The organism is Ancylobacter sp. VNQ12, assembly GCF_049445835.1.
Taxonomy (GTDB): Bacteria; Pseudomonadota; Alphaproteobacteria; order Rhizobiales; family Xanthobacteraceae; genus Ancylobacter.
Window position 1 is genome coordinate 36,836 of the sequence record NZ_JBMSDU010000024.1, and the last position, 17,736, is coordinate 54,571.

Sequence of the window (17,736 nt, forward strand, 5' to 3'; positions counted from 1 at the left end):
CGAAGCGGTGCCATCGGCTTCTGATTTTTCAAATTGCTCGGATATCGGCGCGGCCGGCTGTGGCACGTCGTGCAAGCCCCAGCACGGAGACGATGCTATGTGCGAGATGTGTGGAAACCTCAGCCTGAATCATGCCGGAAGCGATCTCAATCGTCGTCGGCTCATCCTCGGCGGTGCCGCCGCGCCTTTCGTTGCGGTTTCCGGCTCCGCTGCCGTGGCGCAGTCGGCCCCGGCAGCGGCCATGGGACAGAGCAAGGTGCAGGCCTTCGCTGCCTCCACTGCCACGGGAAAATTCGCGCAGACTGAAATCGCCCGCCGCGCCGTTGGCGCCAATGACGTCAAGATCGACATCTTGTTCGCCGGCATCTGCCATTCTGACATTCACACCGTGCGGGGGGACTGGGGCAAGCCGAACTATCCCACGGTGCCCGGCCACGAGATCATCGGTCGCGTTGTCGCCGTCGGCGACAAGGTGACCAAGTTCAAGGTCGGCGACGTCGCCGGCGTCGGCTGCATGGTGGCTTCCTGCGGCGAATGCGAGAACTGCCTGAACGACCGCGAGCAGAACTGCCTCAAGGGCACGACCTTCACCTATTACTCCGCCGACAAGGTCAGCGGCGGCGTCACCTACGGCGGCTATTCCGACGCCATCGTCGTCACCGAGAAGTTCGGCATCCGCATTCCGCCGGGCGTCGATCTCGCTGCCTTCACTCCGCTACTGTGCGCCGGCATCACTACCTACTCGCCCATGCAGCATTGGAAGCTCGGCCGTGGGCAGAACGTCGGCGTTGTCGGCCTCGGCGGTCTTGGCCATATGGCAGTCAAGCTGGCGGCCGCCCGCGGAGCCGAGGTCACGGTGTTCACCACATCACCGGGCAAGATAGATGACGCCAAGCGTCTTGGGGCCAAGAACGCAGTTCTGCTCAGCGATGGCGATGCCGTCTCAGGGTTGGCCGGCACACTCGATCTGGCGATTTCCACCGTGCCAGAGAGCTATTCGATAATGCCGGTGATCGCCGCTCTCAAGCTCGACGGCACGCTTATCAACGTCGGTGCGCTCGGCCAGCTCGAAAGCATCAATGGCATGATGATGGCCTTCGGCCGCAAGAGCTTCGCCGGCTCGTTGATCGGTGGCATCGCCGAAACGCAGGAGGTCATCGACTACTGCGCGGCGCGCAACATCAAGGCCGACATCGAACTGATCACCCCCGACCAGATCGACCGCGCCTGGGACCGGGTGATGGCCAAGGACGTCCGCTATCGCTTTGTCATCGACATGACCAAGGGCCGAAAGGCGTGAGCGGAGCAGTCGTCGTATCGCTCGGGAGGCAGAACCAATGCCGCATGTCGCACTGAAGATGATCTCCGGGCGATCCGAAGAACAGAAGCGCATGCTCGCCACTGAGCTCGCGAGAGTCGTCGTGTCGGTTCTCGGATGCGAAGACGAGTCGATTTCGGTCGCGATTTTCGACGTCAAAGCGGGGGCCTGGATGAGCGAGGTCTTCACACCCGAGATCGAGGCGAACCGGGACCGGCTCTACAAGTTGCCCGGCTATGCTTCCTTAGCGAAAGCGTGACTCCATGATCCCCCACTCGACGAGGCGATGGTCGATCGTTGCCTCAGCGGTTCTCGCATCGCCGCCGACGGCGGGAGCAATGGAACCGGGAAGCCACATGCAGATCAGAATTTCCACCGAGGCCCAGGCTGCCGTCGTCGAACTCGACGACAACGCCGCCACCCGCGGCTTTCTTGCCCTGCTGCCGTTGAAGCTCGTCCTCGGCGACCGCAGCGCGACGGAGAAGATCGCTGATCTGCCGGGCAAGCCTCCACCAAGGGGAGCCCGTCCGGTATGACCCCAAGCGGCCATTTGAGCGACCACAACGGTAGCTAAAACTACCGCTCGGCGATCTGCGAGGTGGACGCCTCGTCGGCCCCCTCGATCCAGGCGCAGACCCGATCGCTGGTGGCGCGCAGCTGCGACTCGAACGGCATGTAGGCGAAATAGCTGCGCGACGGTAGCCAGATGTGCGGAAATGGCGTCACCAGCCGGCCCGCCCGCACATCGTCGGCGATGAGGGTAGACGGCGCCATCGCCACGCCGAGCCCGTCCACCGCAGCCTGGATCGAAAGATAAAAGTGGTCGAGCATCAACGTGGCCGCCGGCTCCAGAGAGCCGTGCCCGGCCTTCGTCAGCCAGTCGCGCCAAAGCCGCGGCATACTGGCGACATGCAGCAACGTGTGCCGCGCGAGGTCGCTCACCTGCCCCAACGGCTGGCGCCGCAGCAGCGCCGGGCTGCAGGCGGGGAGCCGCCTCTCCGGCAGCAGTAGCCGCGCCTCGAAGCCGTGAAAGGCATCCGGCCCGCCGCGAATGATCAGGTCATAGTCGCCGGCCAGCCCATCCACCGGCTCGCTGCCGGTCGTCAGTTCGATCTCGATTTCGGGATGCGCCTCGCGTAGCCGGCCGAGCCTAGGCACCAGCCAGCGCAGGCTGAAGGTGGCGAGCGCATGGACCCTCAGCACCACCGTGCCGCTGGGCTTACCGCCATGGGCCGCGGCGGCCCGCGCGATGCGCTCCAGCGCGGGCTGAATCTCGGCGAGGAGCGCCCGGCCTTCCGCCGTGAGGGCGACCCCGTGGCTCCGCCGACGGAACAGGGCTGGCGGGCCGAGCCATTCCTCCAGCAGCTTTATCTGCCGGCTGACCGCGCCATGGGTGACGCCGAGTTCCGCCGCCGCGTCCTTGAAGCTCGACCGGCGCGCCGCCGCCTCGAACGCTCGCACGGCGTTGAGGGGCGGCAGAGGCCGGTCTTTCGAAGGTGCGGACATGTGAGTTTTTCTGACATCAAAAGGGCGAATTAGTCGTTTGCGCCCCGCATTCTAGCAGGTGCACAGTCGTGAGGTGACAAATTCATCCAGCATCGCCTCCATCCCCACCTCGTCGGCGCAGCCCTGCGCGCCGCGAACCCGCCAGCGCACACTGGTCCTCTCCGGCCTCGCCCATGCGCTTCATGATGGCTACACCGACGCGATCTATGTGCTGCTTCCCATCTGGCGGGCCGAATTCGGACTCGACTATGTCGCTCTTGCCCTGCTGCGCGGGCTCTATGCCGGCGCCATGGCCGCCCTCCAGGTGCCCGCAAGCTGGCTCGCCGATCATATGGGCGGGCGAGCGGTGCTCATCCTCGGTACGTTGATCGCCGCGGCCGGCTATGGGCTGGCCGGCTTCAGCGGCGGCGCACTGGGGCTCTGCGCGGCACTGTTCCTCGCCGGCGCGGGCTCCAGCGTCCAGCATCCCATCGCTTCCAGCGCTGTGTCGCGCGCCTATGGGCCGGCGGCGCGCGGGCCGCTCGGCACCTATAATTTCAGCGGCGACCTCGGCAAGGCCCTGCTACCGGCGGCGCTGTCCTTCGGCCTGTCATTCGCGCCGTGGCGGCCCTCGCTCTGGCTGCTGGCGCTGGCGGGGATCATGGTTGCCGGCCTGATCGCCGTCGCCATGCCACGGATCGCGCCCGCCCCGCCGCCGCCCGCCCGGCGTTCCACGTTGTCGCGCGGCGGAAACGGCTTCCCGCTGCTGCTGGCGATCGGCGTGATCGACACCGGCGTGCGCATGGGCTTCCTCACTTTCCTGCCGTTCCTACTGCAGCTGAAGGGCGCCTCGCAGCCGGTGATCGGAGCGGCGCTTGCCCTCGTCTTCCTCGGCGGCGCCGCGGGCAAGCTTGTCTGCGGCTGGCTCGCCCAGCGCTGGGGCATCGTCGGGGTCACATTGTGCACCGAGGGGCTCACAGCCCTCATGATCGCGCTCGCCGCTATCCTTCCGCTGGGGCCTCTGCTCGTTCTCCTGCCTCTGCTCGGACTCACCCTGAACGGCACGTCGTCGGTGCTCTACGGTACCGTACCGGAACTGGCGCCGGCGGACCGGACCGAGCGGGCCTTCGCCATCTTCTATACCGGCGTGATCGGCTCCGGGGCGCTGACGCCGATACTGTTCGGCGTGCTCGGCGACCAGGCGGGAGCCGTCATCGCGACGCTCGGGACCGCCGCGGCGGCGCTGATCAATCTGCCGCTCGCCCTCGCCCTCGGACCGAAGCTGGCGAGGCGGTGAGCGGCGACCGTCACGCGGCGCAAGCCCATGCTGCGGGAGACATCGACAGGGAACGACATGACAAGCGATACGAACACGCGATCTGGACAGTGCCATTGTGGGGCGGTGCGCTTCCGGGTGGCACTCAGCGACGGCTTCACGTCGATCCGGCGCTGCTCCTGCTCCTACTGCCGCATGCGCGGCGCAGTGGTCGCGATGGCCGAAACAGGCGGGATCGACATCCTGCAGGGGGGAGAGGCACTGACCAGCTACCGTTTTCATATCGGCACAGCGCAGCACTTCTTCTGTTCGCACTGCGGGATCTACACGCACCATCAGCGTCGCTCCGACCAGCACCTGTACGCGGTCAACGTCGCCTGCCTCGACGGCATAAGCCCGTTCGATTTCCCCGAGGTGCCGGTCATGGACGGCATCAACCACACCAGCGACACCGGAAAGCCGACGCGCCGGGCCGGCACTCTGCGGTTCTTTCCGGCAAGCTGACCGTCACGAATCCGTAGGTCCTTCCGTCCGTAAAGGCGCGAGCACCGATATCTCGGTGTGCCATGCGGTCCAACTCGCTTGCCGCGTCGCGCCAGAAGCAGTCGCAAGTTCGGAGCCGAGTAGGCGACATTCGGTGCCGCGCGTCTGCTGACTTCTTTCCTCCGGGGCATTCCTCCCTGAGTACAATGAAATTCTTTCACGATGGGCTTCCGTCGGCACCGGCACCTACAGGCGGAGCAGCCGTTCCGCGTTGCCGTGGCAGACCTTGGCGCGCACATCTTCGCCGATCGGCACGGACTCTATGAAGTCGGACGCGACCTGTGCGTCCTCATAGGGATAGTCGACGGAGAACATCACATTGTCCTCCCCCAGCGCCTGAATGGCCGCAGCGAGCGCCACCGGATCGCAAACGCCCGATGTCGTGATGGCGATGCTGCGCCTGATGATTGCCGAGGGGCGGGCATCCGGCGCGAGCTTTTCACCGAGGTCGAATTCCCTCCGGCTGTCGAAGCGCCAGAGCAGAAAGGGCAGCGTCTCGCCCATATGGCCGAGGATGATCTTCACCTTGGGAAAGCGCGTGAGCGTACCGCCGAAGACAAGCCGCAAGGCATGTGCGGCGGTCTCCGCAGTCCAGGCCCAGATCGGGCCGCCCAGTTCGGGCCGATGCGCAAACATCGCGGGCTGGTCGGCCATGGCCCCCGGATGTAGGTAGATCGGGACGTCCAGTTCCTGCACTTGCTCCCAGAAGGGCAAATATTGGTCCTCGTCGAGATAGTGCCCATTGGTCTGGCCATTGATGAGCGCGCCGCGGAAGCCCAGTTCACTGACGGCCCGCTCGAGCTCGGCGGCCGCGGCGCCAGCGTCCTGCATGGGAAGATGGGCGAAGCCAGCATAGCGATCCGGCCGCTTCTGCACCTCCCGAGCGAGTAAGTCATTGGCACTGCTGGCGAGCCGGATGGCCTGCACCGCATCGCGCACGCCCTGCACGCCTGGCGTTGTGACGGAGAGCACCATCAGCTCGATGCCGGTTTGCTCCATCATCTCCAGCCGCAACTGATCGAAATCGGCCAGACGCCGTTCCACATCCGCGAAGATAGCGTCGCTCTGCGTCGGCCTTGCCACGTAGGCGGCAAGCTCGGGCGTGGTGAAATGCTCTTCGAGCGCTATCTTGCGCATGCCCGCTCCTCAGTCTTGTCGGAATGGAGGTTTCCGTCCGGCCATTATCGTCAGTTGGGAGCGGTGCACGCCTGAGCCGGAGACTTCGCTATCTTGAGCTGTTCCATCATGAAATCGGCGTTGCTCTTGGAATCGGCCAGCAGGGCCCCTGACCAGTAGGCGGTCTTACAGGTCGCCGCGTCGCAATCGCCACCGGCGGTCTGCCATTCACCGCCGCGCACCACGTCGCAGGCGCAGATCGCCTTGGCGGGATTGGCGGGGTCGACCGTGCAGATCTTGTTGAGGCAGTTCGACCAGGGCGTGCCACTCTCGCATTTCAAACCCTTCTTGCCCTGCTCGAACTGTGTGAGCGCGAATTGCGAGTAGACCGTGCGAACACCAGTGGCATCGGTGCTCGGCTTGACCGTGTCGCACGCGACGGTCGCGAGGTTCGGCCCCTCCTGCATGTCGCAGACGCAGATCGAGATATTCGGATTGCCGGGCTGCGGAACGCAGGGAGCGGAAGTGCAGAGCGCAAACTGCTGATTACAAAGGTAATTTGTCGCCGTAACTGGCTGTGTTGCGCCAAGAGCGATTGACAGAACTACGATCGCCCGACCAGCTCCGAACATTCGCATCAAGGGTCTCCCGAGTTTTATCTGAAATTGTATTTGGTCTCGACACCTCGTCTCCATACTGCCGCTACCGTAACACGAAAGGCGCCGCCCATGTGCCACCCGACCGGAGGCGCATCGAGCTATTTTCTGCGCATGATTTCCGTAGGGTTACGTGAATGAATTCATGCCAATATGCGCCAAGAGCGGACCCCTTGCATGTGCCGAAAAGCGGTGACCTGAGGCCCTGATCGTCCTTCAGATGTAGGTAGAGTTCATCGACTATGGGACGGACGATGCGAGCCTCGCGGTTCAGGCGCTGGGCGTCGATCGCACCAGCGTGCGCTATCGGAGCGTAAGTCCAGGTGACGCCAGCTTGCGGGGGGCCATGCGGGCCGTGGCCGGCTAGCGCCGCCACTTCGGCTACCGGCGCATCCACATCATGCTGAGGCGCCAGGGCATCGTCATGAACCAGAAGAAGCTGCGCCGGCTGTATCGGAAACGGGCCACGCCGCAGCATAATTCGTTGCCAAGCGTGCCCCGCGCGTAGTGGCGGCGGTGCTGGAGGCGGCCCAGGGCTCAGCGCATGGCGACGGCGGGTTCGCCGGGCACATAGTTGTGGCGGGCGAAGAAGCGGTCCAACTCCCGCGGCTGCGGGGACTGCCCGGTGAAGATCGTCACATAGTCGGGCACCCGCTGCATGCGGGTGGCGAGATCCTCGCTCGTATTCAGCGAGATGTAGCCGATCTGGACGAGGTAAGAGGCGCGTGCGCGCACGTCGGCGGGCAGGGGGGCGACGCCGAAACGGGTGAACATGTCAGCCAGCGCGGCAAGCCTCGCCTCGTCGGCGCGGCTGACTTCCTCAGCGATTTCAGGTGATTGCAGCGCCCAGCTGCGGATGGCGAATTCGAACTGGGCATCGAACAAATCGCGGTCGAGCCAGCAGTCGAAGACGTTGAGCATGGCCTCGACGAGCGTTTCCGCATAGGCGCGGCTGCGTCCGATCAGGTTCTCGGTGTTCTTGGCCCGCCAGCGGTCGACAAGTGCGGCAAGAAGTTCTTCGCGGTCCTTGAAGAACCAGTAGAAACTGGTGCGTGACAGCTTGAGCTTGCGCGCCAGCGGCTGGATACGGACGGCCTCGACCCCGCCCTCGACAAGGCTGGCATAGGCCGTTTCCAGCCAGATCTCCGGTGAGCCTCTCCATCCCGTTTCGTTCAAGCCAGGCACTCCGTCCCGTTACCGCGGCCGGCCGGCGAAGGCCGCGCGTCCCGCGCATTCGTCGTCTGCCGCCGCCCGTATCGACGAGAATCGATGCGGACGATGCCCGGCGTTCTTAGCGGGTCGCTGCGCCGGGATAAACGCGGCCCGGCGATCCGGGCCGCGTAATCTCGTTATGTCAGTTCACCACGCGGGGCTCGCCGACGTCGGAGCCCGACGGATCGAGGCCGTTGGCCTTCAGGATGGCCTTGAGGTCGCCGCTCTTGTGCATCTGCTGGATAGCGTCGTCGAGCGCCTTGCCAAGCTCGGTATTGGCCTTGGTGTAGAGCAGGTTGGCCTGAGCCGCCTGGATCGAGGCCTGCACGCGCGGGTCGGGCTCGGCCACCTTGATCTTGATGCCGGGATAGCCGCCCTTCGCCTGCGCGTAAGCGCCAGTGCCGAAGCTGTCGACGCCGACATCGACGCGGCCGGCTTCGAGGTCCTGCGCGAGGGCGACGGGGTTCTGGTAGAGCTTCAGGTTGGAACCCAGCAGCTTCTGCAGCTCGGCGACCCACAGGAAGCCCGACACGGTGCCGACCTTCTTGCCCTCCAGGTCCTTGATCTTGGAGTAGCCGGCCTTGGAATAGATGCCCATCTGGTCGAGATAGGTCGGCCAGGACAGGCCGAGCACCTTGGCGCGCTCGGCCGTGCGGTACCAGTCGCCGCCGGCGAGATCGGCCTTGCCGGACAGAACGTACTGGATGGTGGCCGCCGGGTCGACGATCGCCGGCACCAGGGTCAGGCAGTTGGCGGCGGCGAACTTCTTGGCGATCTCGCTGTCGACGCCGCCGATCTTGCCGTCCGAGCTCGCGGTGGAGAAGGGCGGATATTCATAGATCGCGATGGTCAGCTTGCCTTCGGCGACCGTGGGGAACTTGTGCGCCGGCGTGCAGGTCTGGGCGGTGGCGGCTGTGGCCGTGAAGGCGACGGTCAGGGCGGCCAGCCCGACGAGGCTGCGTATGCGTAGAGTCGTCATTCCTGTTATCCCTCTGGAAAATGTTTTCGGAACGCGGTTCAGGCATGGGCACCCAGTTTGCGCTCGAGAGCGCTGACTGCGATGGTCGCGGGTATGCAGATAGCGGCGTAGAGCACCCCTGCAAGGAACAGGATCGGCATGTAGCGGAAGGTGGTGGAGCCGATCAGATAGGCTTGGCTCACCAGCTCGGGCAGTGCGATGGCGAAGCACAGCGAGGAGGCCTGCAGCATCAGGATCGCGAAGCCCAGCAGCGCCGGCACGGAAACCCGCAGGGCCTGCGGGAGGATCACATAACGCAGTGCGTCGACATGGTTGAGGCCGATGGCCTCCGCCGCCTCCTTCTGGCCGTGCGGCACCGCCTCGAGGCCGGCGCGGATGATCTCGCTGGTGTAGGCGCCGGTGCACCAGGACAGGGCGATCACCGCCGAGGCGAAGCTGTCGAGCGACAGGCCGGCATTGGGCAGTCCGAAATAGGTGAACTGCAGCAGGATCAGAGCCGGCGCGCCGCGCCCGACCTCGACCACGGTCAGCGCGATGCCCCGCAGCGGCCGCGACTTCGACTGCACCATGAGCGCGAGCACGAGGCCGAGCGGGACGCCGATGGCCAGCGACACGCCGGTGACCTGCACGCTGACCAGGAGGCCGTCCAGCATGGCCGGCAGGTGCTCGGCCCAGAAGTCGAACAGATCGCTCATCGCGCAACCCTCGAACGCAGATGCAGGTCGGCCCAGCGCGAGGCCCAGGCGATCGGCAGGCTGAGCAGGATGTAGAGCAGGCCGGCGACCGCATAGACGTCCAGCCCACGGAAGGTGCGCTGGGAGACGTGCGAGGCCTGGAAGGCGATCTCATGCACGCCGATGGTCGAGGCGATGGCCGAGTCCTTCAGCAGGCCGATGGCGTAGCTCGCCGCGGAAGGCAGCGCGACGCGAAAGAGCTGCGGCGCGATGACGTCGTAGAACCGGTGCCAGGTTGACATGCCGAGCGCATGCGTTGCTTCCCACTGCCCCGGATGGATGGCCGACATCGCGCCGCGATAGATCTCGGCCATGTTGGCGGCGGTGATCAGCCCGAGGCCGATCGCGGCGGCCTGGAACGGGGTGAGCGAGACGAAGCCGTTATCGAGACCGAAGAAGATCACGAACAGCCAGACGATCGGCGGAATGGCCCGCAGCGTCAGGATGAGTGTGTTGGCGACCGCCCGGACCACGCCGAGTTTCGACAGGCGCATGGCGCAGAGCGGGATGCCGAGCAGCATCCCGACGATGAGCGAGATGGCCGTGAGTGCGATGGTCCAGGGAACGCCGATGGCGATGTTGAGGAGGATTTCCTGCGTCATCGGTCTTTCACCGCGTGCAGGAAGCGCTGGGCGCGCTCAGTCTTCGGATTGCGCATGACGTCGCGGCTGGGACCCTGCTCGACGATCTTGCCGTCGGCCATGATGATGACGCGATCGGAGACGTCCTCGGCGAAGTGCATTTCGTGCGTCACCACGATCATCGTCATGCCGCCTTCCGCCAGTTCGCGCATGACCGCCAGCACTTCGAGGCCGAGTTCGGGGTCGAGCGCCGAGGTCGGCTCGTCGAACAGCATGATTTCCGGATCCAGCGCCAGCGCGCGGGCAATGGCGATGCGCTGCTGCTGACCGCCCGAGCAGCGGCTCGGAAATTGCTGCGCCTTGTCGGCGAGGCCGACGCGCGAAAGCAGCTGCATGGAGACGGCGTCGGCCTCCGCCCGCGTCCGGTTCATCACCCGCTCCTGCGCCAGGCTGACATTGCGCAGCACGGTGAGGTGCGGGAACAGGTTGAAGGACTGGAACACCATGCCGATGGAGCGGCGCAGCGCCATCAGCTCGCGCCGGGTCGGCGTGTGACCGGACTCGATGGTGGTGTTGTGGATCGTCACCCGCCCGCTGGTCGGCGGCTCGAGCTGGTTGATGCAGCGTAGCAGTGTCGACTTGCCGGAACCCGAGGGGCCGATGATCGCGACAACCTCGCCTGGGGCGAGGCTCAGGTCGATGTTTTCGAGCACGACATGGGTGCCGAACGTCTTGCCCACCCCATTGAGCCGCAGCAGCGGCTCCTTCGGCGCGACACCTTCGACGGCGATCGAAGAGGATTTGAGGCTCATCGGCTCTCCCGGTTTCAACGCTGCTTCGTGCGACGGACGAAGACGTGTCAGCATGAATCGCGCCTCGCGAAATGCCTGCCCCGCGTCCCGGCCGGGCAGCATTTGTTGGTGGCTGCCTCTATCGCGGGCGTGCCCGTCCAGGCGGCAAGCACTCCACGCTAAGCGAACTTTAGAATGCCACGCAAGCGCAAAATGTACGTGACAGTTTATAAACTTGACACCAATGTATAGCCCCGTCCCGATGACACGCCGGAGTGTCGTCGGAGCGTTGGACGCCGTGACGAACAGAGGGACGGTTCACGATGGCGAGTAGCTTCCCCAAGATGCTTGCACCAATCCGACTTCGCGGCAGAACGCTGCGGAACAGAGTGGTTTTCGGGGCGCATACCGCGAACATGGCGGAGGACGGCCTGCCGGGGCCGCGCCATGTCGGCTATTACGAGGAGCGCGCGCGTGGCGGTGCGGCGATGATCGTCGTCGAACCGGTGCCAGTGCATCCGGCAGCCGTGCTGACGCGCGGCAATTTCCGCCCTTCGGACGACAGTATTGTCGAGCCGTTCAAGGCGATCACCGCCGCCATCAAGGGGCATGGTGCCGTCGCCATCCAGCAGCTCTACCATGTCGGCAGCCACGGCGATTCCGACCTGTCCTACCATCCGCACTGGTCACCCTCGGGCAAGCCGAGCTACCACGACAGCGACGGCTCGCACGCCATGGGCGAGGACGAGATCGAAGAGACCATTGACGGCTTTGTTCAGGCCGCCCGCCGCGCGCAGGACGCCGGCTTCGATGGCGTCGAGGTGTGGGCCGCCTATCACGGCATGATCGACCAGTTCTGGACGCCGTGGTCGAACCGGCGGGAGGACAAATGGGGCGGCTCGCTGGAGAACCGCACCCGGATGTCGCGCGAGGTGATGACACGCATCCGCGCCTTGTGCGGCGAGGACTTCATCATCGGCCTTGCCGTCAATGACGAGCCGGATGTCGAGGTCGCCCTGCAACGACGCGACCTCGCCGAGATCATCAAGCTGCACGATGACGCACAACTGATGGACTATGTGACCTGCGGCAGCGGCTCCTACTTCGATTTCTACAAGATCATCCCGACCTTCCAGTACCCGGAGAAGCTCGGCGTCGACCTGGCGCGTGAGTTGAAGAAGGTCGTGCGCCACGCCCTGGTCACCGCCGAGAGCCATATCCGCACGCCCGACAATGCGGAGACGGTGCTGGGGGAGGGCGCCGCCGACCTCGTCTCCATCGTGCGCGGGCAGATCGCCGATCCCCATCTCGTCAACAAGGCGGCCGAGGGCCGGCCGGAGGACATTCGCGGTTGTCTTTCGTGCAACCAGATGTGCTGGGGGCGGCGCTCGCGCGACTACTGGATCAGCTGCGTCGTGAACCCGTCCGCCGGCCGTGAATTCGAATGGGGCGGCGACCGCTTCACTCCCGCCGCCCGCCCGCGCAAGGTACTGGTCGTCGGCGGCGGTCCAGCCGGGTTGGAAGCCGCCCGCGCGGCCGCCGAGCGTGGCCACCGGGTGGTGCTGGCGGAAGCTTCCGACAAACTCGGCGGCAATTTCCGCCTCGCCGGTCTCCAGCCGCGCCGGGCGCAGATCACCGACCTGATCGACTGGTATGAGCGCCAACTGACCAAGCTGCAGGTGGAGGTGCGGCTCAACACCTATGTGGAAGCTGGCGATGTCACCGCCGAACAGGCCGATGTCGTCGTTCTCGCCACCGGCTCGGTGCCGCCCGACACCGGCTTCCAGAAGGCTTTCCCGCATATCGAGACCATGCCCGGCTGGGACCGCGGCAACGCCTATTCCATCGAGGCGGTGATGGCGCGGCAGGCCCGGCCGGGCAAGCGGGTGCTGCTGCTGGACGAGGCCGGCGGCTGGCGTGGCTGCGGCACGGCGTGGAAGCTCGCCGAGGAGGGGCATGAGGTGACGCTGGTCACGCCCGACCCGATGGTCGGGCGCGAATTGCAGCGCACCGCTGCCGATGGTCCGCTGCGCCGGACATTGGCGCGGCTAGGCGTGAAATTCGTGCTCGAATCCAGCATTCTCGAATGGCACGGCGACGGCGCCACCGTCATCTCCCATCTCGACGGCAGCCGCCAGCACATCGCTGCCGACACCCTAGTAACGGCAACGACCAATGTCGCCGCGGACTGGCTCGCCCACGAACTGCGCGAGGCGGATGTCGAGTTCATCGAGATCGGCGATGGCGCCGCGCCCCGCCAGGCGCCTTACGCCATTTTCGAGGGACGCAAGGCCGCGTTGGGGATCTGACATGGCCGACGACATGCTCGACCTCGCTCCCGACGTAGCCCGCGATTTCGCACGGCGGGCGCTGGAGGCTGTCGGCGCCCATCCGGCGATGGCGCGCTCGCTCGCCGAGGCGACCGTTGCCGCGGAGCTGCGCGGACGTGCCTCGGTCGGCTTCGCGCATCTGACGGACTATGTCGAATCCCTGAAGGCGGGACGCATCGACGGGCGCGCCGCGCCGGTGGTGTCGTCGCCTGCGCCGGCGCTGATCGAGGTGGATGTGAAAGGCGGCATCGCCCAACTCGGCTTCGATGTCGCCTTCGAGGCACTGTGCGCCCGCGCTTCTGAACTGGGTGTCGCCAGCCTTGCCGTGAGCAACAGCTTCACCACGGGCGAACTCGGCGACTATGCCCTGCGCCTTGCGGAAAAGGGGCTGGTGGCGCTGGTAGCCACCAATGGCTCGCCGCTGATGAGCCCGCCCGGCGTCGCCCGCGCGGTCTACTGCACCAACCCGTTCGCCTTTGCCGCACCGGGCGAGGAAGGTCCGGCGCTACTGATCGACCAGGCATCCAGCGCCACCGCCTTCGTCAATATCCGCGCGGCCGCCTCGCGCGGCGAGCCGATTGCCGAGGGCTGGGCGGTGGATGCCGCTGGCGCGCCGACGACCGACCCGGCGGCGGCCCTCGCGGGCCACCTCCTAACCTTCGGCGGCGCGCGCGGCGCCAATATCGCGCTGATGGTCGAGATCCTCGCCGCCGGGTTGACCGGGGCGAACTGGTCGCTCGACGCGCCGAGCTTTGTAACGGGAGATCGCTCGCCGGGTGTCGGCCAGTTCGTGCTCGCCATCGCGCCTCGCGGTCATGCGGCCGGCCTGGCGGCAAGGCTCGGGCACCAGCTGGAGCGGCTGGCGGGTCTCGGTGTTCACGTGCCCGGTCGCGGCAAGCGGGACGAGCGGGCGACCGATGTTACGCGGAGTATCCGTCTGCGCGCTGACGTGCTGGCGCGTATTGCCCAGCTCTCAGGGATCGAGCCGCCTGGCTGACGACCGCGCCATCTCGGTCGCGCGCGCGTCGGCTGCGTCGAGGCCCGCATGCACGGCGCCTTCGAACCCGCGATCGATCATGGCCTGCAGCGCCGCAGCCGTGGTGCCGCGATAGTCGATCAGCGCCTGCATCATCTGCGCGGGATCGGTATCGACCAGCAGCCGGCTCGCGCCCGTGACGACGCTCAGCACGGCGCGGCGGATCAGTGCCGGCGGCAGGCCCCGCGCTTCGGCGTGGGAAATCATCGCGCTCGCCAGCAGTGCGGGGAAGCCGGCGCCGGAGCCGGTGAGGCCGCAGAAATAATCGATGTCGGCTTCCGAGGGCACCGCGTCAGCCTGTCCGCAGGTCTCGAACAGCCCCTGCACCAGCGCCCTGTCCGCCTCCGAGACGGCGGGCGTCGCGCACCAGGGCGTGTAGCATGCGCCGATCGTCGCCGCCGCGTTAGGCATGGCCCGCACCAGTCGGTCTGCGCCCGTGTGCCGCGCCAGCGTCGTCAGCGACACGCCGGCCATGACGGAAATGACCAGCTTGCCCCGCGCGTCGATGACGACATCGCCGAACTGTTCCGGCCGTACGGAGAGGAGGACGACGTCCGAACGGTTCACAAGCCGCTGGTTGTCGCGCGTCCAGGACGCACCGGCGATGCCACCGCTGCCCGTACGGCTGGACAGAGTGAGCTGGCTCGCGGCGATGAACCGCGTGTCGAGCATGGCCTGGGCAAAGGCCGCGCCGAGCCAGCCGCTACCGCCGATAATGCCGATCCGCCGCGTCGTGCATGCCATGCGCGCCTCCCAACCATTGCCCGTCATGGCGGACGTTGACCAATGAAATGTACGCTTATGTTTGAAATATTGACATAGGTGTACACAGAGCTAAGCTCGTTCTCAATCTCCCCCGCGACGCAGGCCGACATGTCGAACGATCCTCTGCTGCAGCCCTTCCAGCTCAAGCATCTGACGCTCCGCAACCGCATCATGACGACGTCGCATGAGCCTGCCTATGCCGAAGACGGCATGCCGAAGGAGCGCTACCGCGCCTATCATGTGGAGCGGGCGAAGGGCGGCATCGCACTGACCATGACCGCCGGCTCCGCCTCGGTGTCGAAGGACAGCCCACCCTCCTTCGGCAATGTGCTGGTCTACAAGGACGAAGTGGTGCCGTGGATGCGCGACCTCGCCGACGCCTGCCACGAGCAGGGTACGGCGGTGATGATCCAGATCACCCATCTCGGCCGCCGTACGCGCTGGGACAAGGGCGACTGGCTCCCGGTCATCGCGCCCTCGCATGCCCGCGAGCCGGCGCACCGCGCTTTTCCCAAGCGCATCGAGGATTGGGACATCGAGCGCGTCATCAAGGACTTCGCCGATGCGGCCGAACGCATGAAGGCAGCGGGATTGGATGGCATTGAGATCGAGGCCTATGGCCATCTGGCGCAGCAGTTCTGGTCTCCGTCGACCAATGATCTCGGCGCTCCCTATGGCGGCTCGCTCGACAACCGGCTGCGCTTCACCTTCGACATGCTGAAGGCGATCCGCGATCGGGTCGGCGCCGAGTTCATCGTCGGCGTGCGCTACACTGCCGACGAGGTGGACATGCTGGATGGCATGGGCCGCGAGGAAGGCATGGAAGTCTCGCGCCGACTGAAGGCGAGCGGCATGGTCGACTTCCTCAACATCATCCGTGGCCATATCGACACCGATTCGGCGCTGACCGACGTCATCCCGATCCAGGGCATGCCGAGCGCGCCGCATCTCGATTTCGCCGGCGAGATCCGCGCCGAGACGCGCTGGCCGACCTTCCACGCGGCGCGCATTCCCGATGTGCCGACCGCCCGCCATGCCATCGCCTCTGGCAAGGTCGACATGGTCGGCATGACCCGCGCTCACCTCACCGATCCGCACATCGTGCGCAAGATCCTGGCCGGGCGGGAAGACGACATCCGCCCCTGCGTTGGTGCCAATTACTGCCTCGACCGCATTTATCAGGGCGGTGCCGCCTTCTGCATCCACAATGGTGCGACCGGCCGTGAGACCACCATGCCGCACGAAATCCCACCGGCCGACAAGCGCCGCAAGATCGTCATCGTCGGCGCGGGACCGGGCGGTCTGGAAGCGGCCCGCGTTGGCGCCGCGCGTGGCCATGAGGTCGTGCTGTTCGAGGCCGCGCCGCAGGCTGGCGGACAGGTGCGGCTGACCGCGCAGAGCAAGCGCCGCCGCGAGATGATCGGCATCATCGACTGGCGCGTCGCCCAGTGCGAGGCGGCCGGCGTTACGCTCAACTTCAATAGCTGGGCTGAAGCCGACACCGTGCTGGCGGAAAAACCCGACGTGGTGATCCTCGCCACCGGCGGCCTGCCGAACACCGACGTGCTCACCACCGGCAACGAACTCGTGGTGTCCGCCTGGGACATCATCTCGGGCGACGTGAAGCCGGGCCGCAACGTGCTGGTGTTCGACGATGCCGGCGACAATGTCGGCCTTCAGGCGGCGGAGGTGATCGCCCAGGCCGGCGGCAAGGTCGAGATCATGACGCCGGACCGGGTCTTCGCGCCGGAAGTCATGGGCATGAACCTCGTGCCCTATATGCGCGCACTGCAGAAGTTCGACGCCGTCTTCACCGTGACATGGCGGCTCGAATCCGCCGAGCGCGCGGGCAATGCGATCAGGGCCCTCATCGGCTCGGATTATGGCGGAGTGTGGCAGGAGCGCATCGTCGACCAGATCGTGGTCAATCACGGCACGCTGCCGCTGGACGATCTGTATTTCGAGCTGAAGCCGCTGTCGTCGAACCGCGGCGCGGTCGATTACGACGCGCTGATCGAGGGACGCCCGCAGACCCGCGACGACAACCCGGACGGCATGTTCCAGCTGTTCCGCATCGGCGATGCGGTGGCTGCGCGCAACACCCATGCCGCGATCTATGACGCGCTGCGTCTGGTGAAGGACCTCTGAGCCCGTTCCGGCCGAAGGAAGAAACCGATGAAGATCCTGGTGCCCGTTAAGCGGGTTGTCGATTACAACGTGAAGATCCGTGTGCGTTCGGACGGTTCGGGCGTTGAGCTGTCGAACATCAAGATGTCGATGAACCCGTTTGACGAGATCGCGGTTGAAGAGGCACTGCGGCTGAAGGAGGGGGGGGAGGCTTCCGAGGTGATCGCGGTATCGGTCGGGCCGGTGAAGACGGACGAGACCATCCGCACGGCGCTGGCGATGGGTGCGGATCGCGGCATCTGGGTGAAGACGGACGAGGCGGGTGTCGAGCCGCTCACCGTGGCGAAGATCCTGAAAGCCTTGGTGGCGCAGGAACAGCCGGGCCTCGTGATCCTCGGCAAGCAGGCGATCGACGACGACTGCAACCAGACCGGCCAGATGCTCGCGGCGCTTTTGGGCTGGCCGCAGGCGACTTTCGCCTCGAAAGTGAAGGCCGGTGAGGGCAGCCTCGCCGTCACCCGCGAGATCGATGGCGGGCTGCAGACGCTGGAGCTGGCGCTGCCGGCGGTGCTGACCACGGATCTTCGGCTGAACGAGCCGCGCTACGCCTCGCTGCCCAACATCATGAAGGCGAAGAAGAAGCCGATCGAGGAGAAGTCGGCCGCCGATCTCGGCGTCGACCTCACGCCGCATCTGGAGGTGATCTCCACCACCGAGCCGGCGGGCCGCACGGCCGGCATCAAGGTTTCCTCCGCCGCCGAACTGGTGGCCCATCTCAAGACGGCGG

Annotated in this window: 19 protein-coding genes; 9 read left to right on the forward strand and 10 right to left on the reverse strand. The window is 66.0% G+C overall.

Annotated elements, in window-relative coordinates; all coding sequences use genetic code 11:
* Nucleotides 1–28: 28 nt before the first annotated feature.
* Nucleotides 29–373 (reverse strand): hypothetical protein, encoded by a 345-nt coding sequence (locus tag ACO2RV_RS21970; RefSeq protein WP_423296396.1) that lies wholly within the window; start codon nt 371–373, stop codon nt 29–31.
* On the opposite strand from ACO2RV_RS21970, the gene ACO2RV_RS21975 reads away from it, so the two are divergent.
* From ACO2RV_RS21975 to ACO2RV_RS21985, 3 genes are all read left to right on the forward strand, one after another.
* Nucleotides 257–1,300: an NAD(P)-dependent alcohol dehydrogenase gene (locus ACO2RV_RS21975; RefSeq protein WP_423296393.1), complete on the forward strand. Its 1,044-nt coding sequence runs from the start codon at nt 257–259 to the stop codon at nt 1,298–1,300. The two genes, ACO2RV_RS21970 and ACO2RV_RS21975, sit on opposite strands and share 117 nt — an antisense overlap.
* Nucleotides 1,301–1,337: 37 nt before the next feature.
* Nucleotides 1,338–1,577 (forward strand): tautomerase family protein, encoded by a 240-nt coding sequence (locus ACO2RV_RS21980; RefSeq protein WP_423296376.1) that lies wholly within the window; start codon nt 1,338–1,340, stop codon nt 1,575–1,577.
* Between the two features lie 97 nt (nt 1,578–1,674).
* The gene (locus ACO2RV_RS21985; protein WP_423296377.1) at nt 1,675–1,854 is read left to right on the forward strand and encodes a cyclophilin-like fold protein; all 180 of its coding nucleotides are present in this window, start codon (nt 1,675–1,677) and stop codon (nt 1,852–1,854) included.
* Nucleotides 1,855–1,894: 40 nt separating this feature from the next.
* Here the strand turns inward: ACO2RV_RS21985 and ACO2RV_RS21990 are convergent, their stop codons facing one another.
* The gene (locus ACO2RV_RS21990; RefSeq protein WP_423296378.1) at nt 1,895–2,824 is read right to left on the reverse strand and encodes a LysR substrate-binding domain-containing protein; all 930 of its coding nucleotides are present in this window, start codon (nt 2,822–2,824) and stop codon (nt 1,895–1,897) included.
* Nucleotides 2,825–2,915: 91 nt separating this feature from the next.
* Here ACO2RV_RS21990 and ACO2RV_RS21995 point away from each other — a divergent pair, with 91 nt between their 5' ends.
* Nucleotides 2,916–4,100, forward strand: coding sequence for an MFS transporter (locus tag ACO2RV_RS21995; protein ID WP_423296394.1), 1,185 nt, complete (start codon nt 2,916–2,918; stop codon nt 4,098–4,100).
* A gap of 57 nt (nt 4,101–4,157) precedes the next feature.
* Nucleotides 4,158–4,583: a GFA family protein gene (locus ACO2RV_RS22000; RefSeq protein WP_423296395.1), complete on the forward strand. Its 426-nt coding sequence runs from the start codon at nt 4,158–4,160 to the stop codon at nt 4,581–4,583.
* 225 nt (nt 4,584–4,808) lie between these two features.
* Here ACO2RV_RS22000 and ACO2RV_RS22005 read toward each other — a convergent pair whose 3' ends face one another.
* From ACO2RV_RS22005 to ACO2RV_RS22035, 7 genes are all read right to left on the reverse strand, one after another.
* On the reverse strand, nt 4,809–5,759 hold the full coding sequence (locus ACO2RV_RS22005; RefSeq protein WP_423296379.1) for an amidohydrolase family protein: 951 nt from the start codon (nt 5,757–5,759) through the stop codon (nt 4,809–4,811).
* 50 nt (nt 5,760–5,809) lie between these two features.
* Nucleotides 5,810–6,376 carry a hypothetical protein gene (locus ACO2RV_RS22010; protein ID WP_423296380.1) on the reverse strand — a complete coding sequence of 189 codons (567 nt, stop codon included), beginning with the start codon at nt 6,374–6,376 and terminating at the stop codon, nt 5,810–5,812.
* Nucleotides 6,377–6,931: 555 nt separating this feature from the next.
* Entirely contained in the window at nt 6,932–7,570 is a 639-nt protein-coding gene (locus tag ACO2RV_RS22015; protein WP_423296381.1) for a TetR/AcrR family transcriptional regulator, read from the reverse strand.
* A gap of 178 nt (nt 7,571–7,748) precedes the next feature.
* Nucleotides 7,749–8,585 (reverse strand): substrate-binding periplasmic protein, encoded by an 837-nt coding sequence (locus ACO2RV_RS22020; protein ID WP_423296382.1) that lies wholly within the window; start codon nt 8,583–8,585, stop codon nt 7,749–7,751.
* A gap of 38 nt (nt 8,586–8,623) precedes the next feature.
* Nucleotides 8,624–9,280, reverse strand: a complete 657-nt coding sequence (locus tag ACO2RV_RS22025) for an amino acid ABC transporter permease (RefSeq protein ID WP_423296383.1) — start codon at nt 9,278–9,280, stop codon at nt 8,624–8,626.
* Complete coding sequence (locus ACO2RV_RS22030; protein ID WP_423296384.1) at nt 9,277–9,921, reverse strand: amino acid ABC transporter permease; 645 nt, start codon at nt 9,919–9,921, stop codon at nt 9,277–9,279. The genes ACO2RV_RS22025 and ACO2RV_RS22030 overlap by 4 nt, the downstream gene beginning before the upstream one ends.
* Nucleotides 9,918–10,712, reverse strand: coding sequence for an amino acid ABC transporter ATP-binding protein (locus ACO2RV_RS22035; protein WP_423296385.1), 795 nt, complete (start codon nt 10,710–10,712; stop codon nt 9,918–9,920). Before ACO2RV_RS22035 ends, ACO2RV_RS22030 begins: the two co-directional genes overlap by 4 nt.
* A 302-nt stretch (nt 10,713–11,014) precedes the next feature.
* On the opposite strand from ACO2RV_RS22035, the gene ACO2RV_RS22040 reads away from it, so the two are divergent.
* Together ACO2RV_RS22040 and ACO2RV_RS22045 are read left to right on the forward strand one after the other, a co-directional pair.
* The gene (locus tag ACO2RV_RS22040; protein ID WP_423296386.1) at nt 11,015–13,000 is read left to right on the forward strand and encodes an FAD-dependent oxidoreductase; all 1,986 of its coding nucleotides are present in this window, start codon (nt 11,015–11,017) and stop codon (nt 12,998–13,000) included.
* Between the two features lies 1 nt (nt 13,001).
* Nucleotides 13,002–14,018 carry an Ldh family oxidoreductase gene (locus ACO2RV_RS22045; protein ID WP_423296387.1) on the forward strand — a complete coding sequence of 339 codons (1,017 nt, stop codon included), beginning with the start codon at nt 13,002–13,004 and terminating at the stop codon, nt 14,016–14,018.
* Here ACO2RV_RS22045 and ACO2RV_RS22050 read toward each other — a convergent pair.
* Nucleotides 13,995–14,801, reverse strand: a complete 807-nt coding sequence (locus ACO2RV_RS22050) for a pyrroline-5-carboxylate reductase family protein (RefSeq protein WP_423296388.1) — start codon at nt 14,799–14,801, stop codon at nt 13,995–13,997. The genes ACO2RV_RS22045 and ACO2RV_RS22050 overlap by 24 nt on opposite strands.
* A 129-nt stretch (nt 14,802–14,930) precedes the next feature.
* On the opposite strand from ACO2RV_RS22050, the gene ACO2RV_RS22055 reads away from it, so the two are divergent.
* Nucleotides 14,931–16,970: an NAD(P)-binding protein gene (locus ACO2RV_RS22055; protein ID WP_423296389.1), complete on the forward strand. Its 2,040-nt coding sequence runs from the start codon at nt 14,931–14,933 to the stop codon at nt 16,968–16,970.
* A 27-nt stretch (nt 16,971–16,997) separates the two neighbouring features.
* The coding region (locus ACO2RV_RS22060) for an electron transfer flavoprotein subunit beta/FixA family protein (protein WP_423296390.1) at nt 16,998–17,736 on the forward strand (739 nt) is incomplete at its 3' end.

What these genes read in the sequence shown, in the direction of transcription:
- ACO2RV_RS21970 (WP_423296396.1), bottom strand. Translation starts at nt 373, where the DNA reads ATGGCAGATGCCGGCGAACAAGATGTCGATCTTGACGTCATTGGCGCC.
- ACO2RV_RS21980 (WP_423296376.1), top strand. Translation starts at nt 1,338, where the DNA reads ATGCCGCATGTCGCACTGAAGATGATCTCCGGGCGATCCGAAGAACAG.
- ACO2RV_RS21985 (WP_423296377.1), top strand. Translation starts at nt 1,675, where the DNA reads ATGCAGATCAGAATTTCCACCGAGGCCCAGGCTGCCGTCGTCGAACTC.
- ACO2RV_RS21990 (WP_423296378.1), bottom strand. Translation starts at nt 2,824, where the DNA reads ATGTCCGCACCTTCGAAAGACCGGCCTCTGCCGCCCCTCAACGCCGTG.
- ACO2RV_RS22000 (WP_423296395.1), top strand. Translation starts at nt 4,158, where the DNA reads ATGACAAGCGATACGAACACGCGATCTGGACAGTGCCATTGTGGGGCG.
- ACO2RV_RS22005 (WP_423296379.1), bottom strand. Translation starts at nt 5,759, where the DNA reads ATGCGCAAGATAGCGCTCGAAGAGCATTTCACCACGCCCGAGCTTGCC.
- ACO2RV_RS22010 (WP_423296380.1), bottom strand. Translation starts at nt 6,376, where the DNA reads ATGCGAATGTTCGGAGCTGGTCGGGCGATCGTAGTTCTGTCAATCGCT.
- ACO2RV_RS22020 (WP_423296382.1), bottom strand. Translation starts at nt 8,585, where the DNA reads ATGACGACTCTACGCATACGCAGCCTCGTCGGGCTGGCCGCCCTGACC.
- ACO2RV_RS22025 (WP_423296383.1), bottom strand. Translation starts at nt 9,280, where the DNA reads ATGAGCGATCTGTTCGACTTCTGGGCCGAGCACCTGCCGGCCATGCTG.
- ACO2RV_RS22030 (WP_423296384.1), bottom strand. Translation starts at nt 9,921, where the DNA reads ATGACGCAGGAAATCCTCCTCAACATCGCCATCGGCGTTCCCTGGACC.
- ACO2RV_RS22035 (WP_423296385.1), bottom strand. Translation starts at nt 10,712, where the DNA reads ATGAGCCTCAAATCCTCTTCGATCGCCGTCGAAGGTGTCGCGCCGAAG.
- ACO2RV_RS22040 (WP_423296386.1), top strand. Translation starts at nt 11,015, where the DNA reads ATGGCGAGTAGCTTCCCCAAGATGCTTGCACCAATCCGACTTCGCGGC.
- ACO2RV_RS22045 (WP_423296387.1), top strand. Translation starts at nt 13,002, where the DNA reads ATGGCCGACGACATGCTCGACCTCGCTCCCGACGTAGCCCGCGATTTC.
- ACO2RV_RS22050 (WP_423296388.1), bottom strand. Translation starts at nt 14,801, where the DNA reads ATGGCATGCACGACGCGGCGGATCGGCATTATCGGCGGTAGCGGCTGG.
- ACO2RV_RS22055 (WP_423296389.1), top strand. Translation starts at nt 14,931, where the DNA reads ATGTCGAACGATCCTCTGCTGCAGCCCTTCCAGCTCAAGCATCTGACG.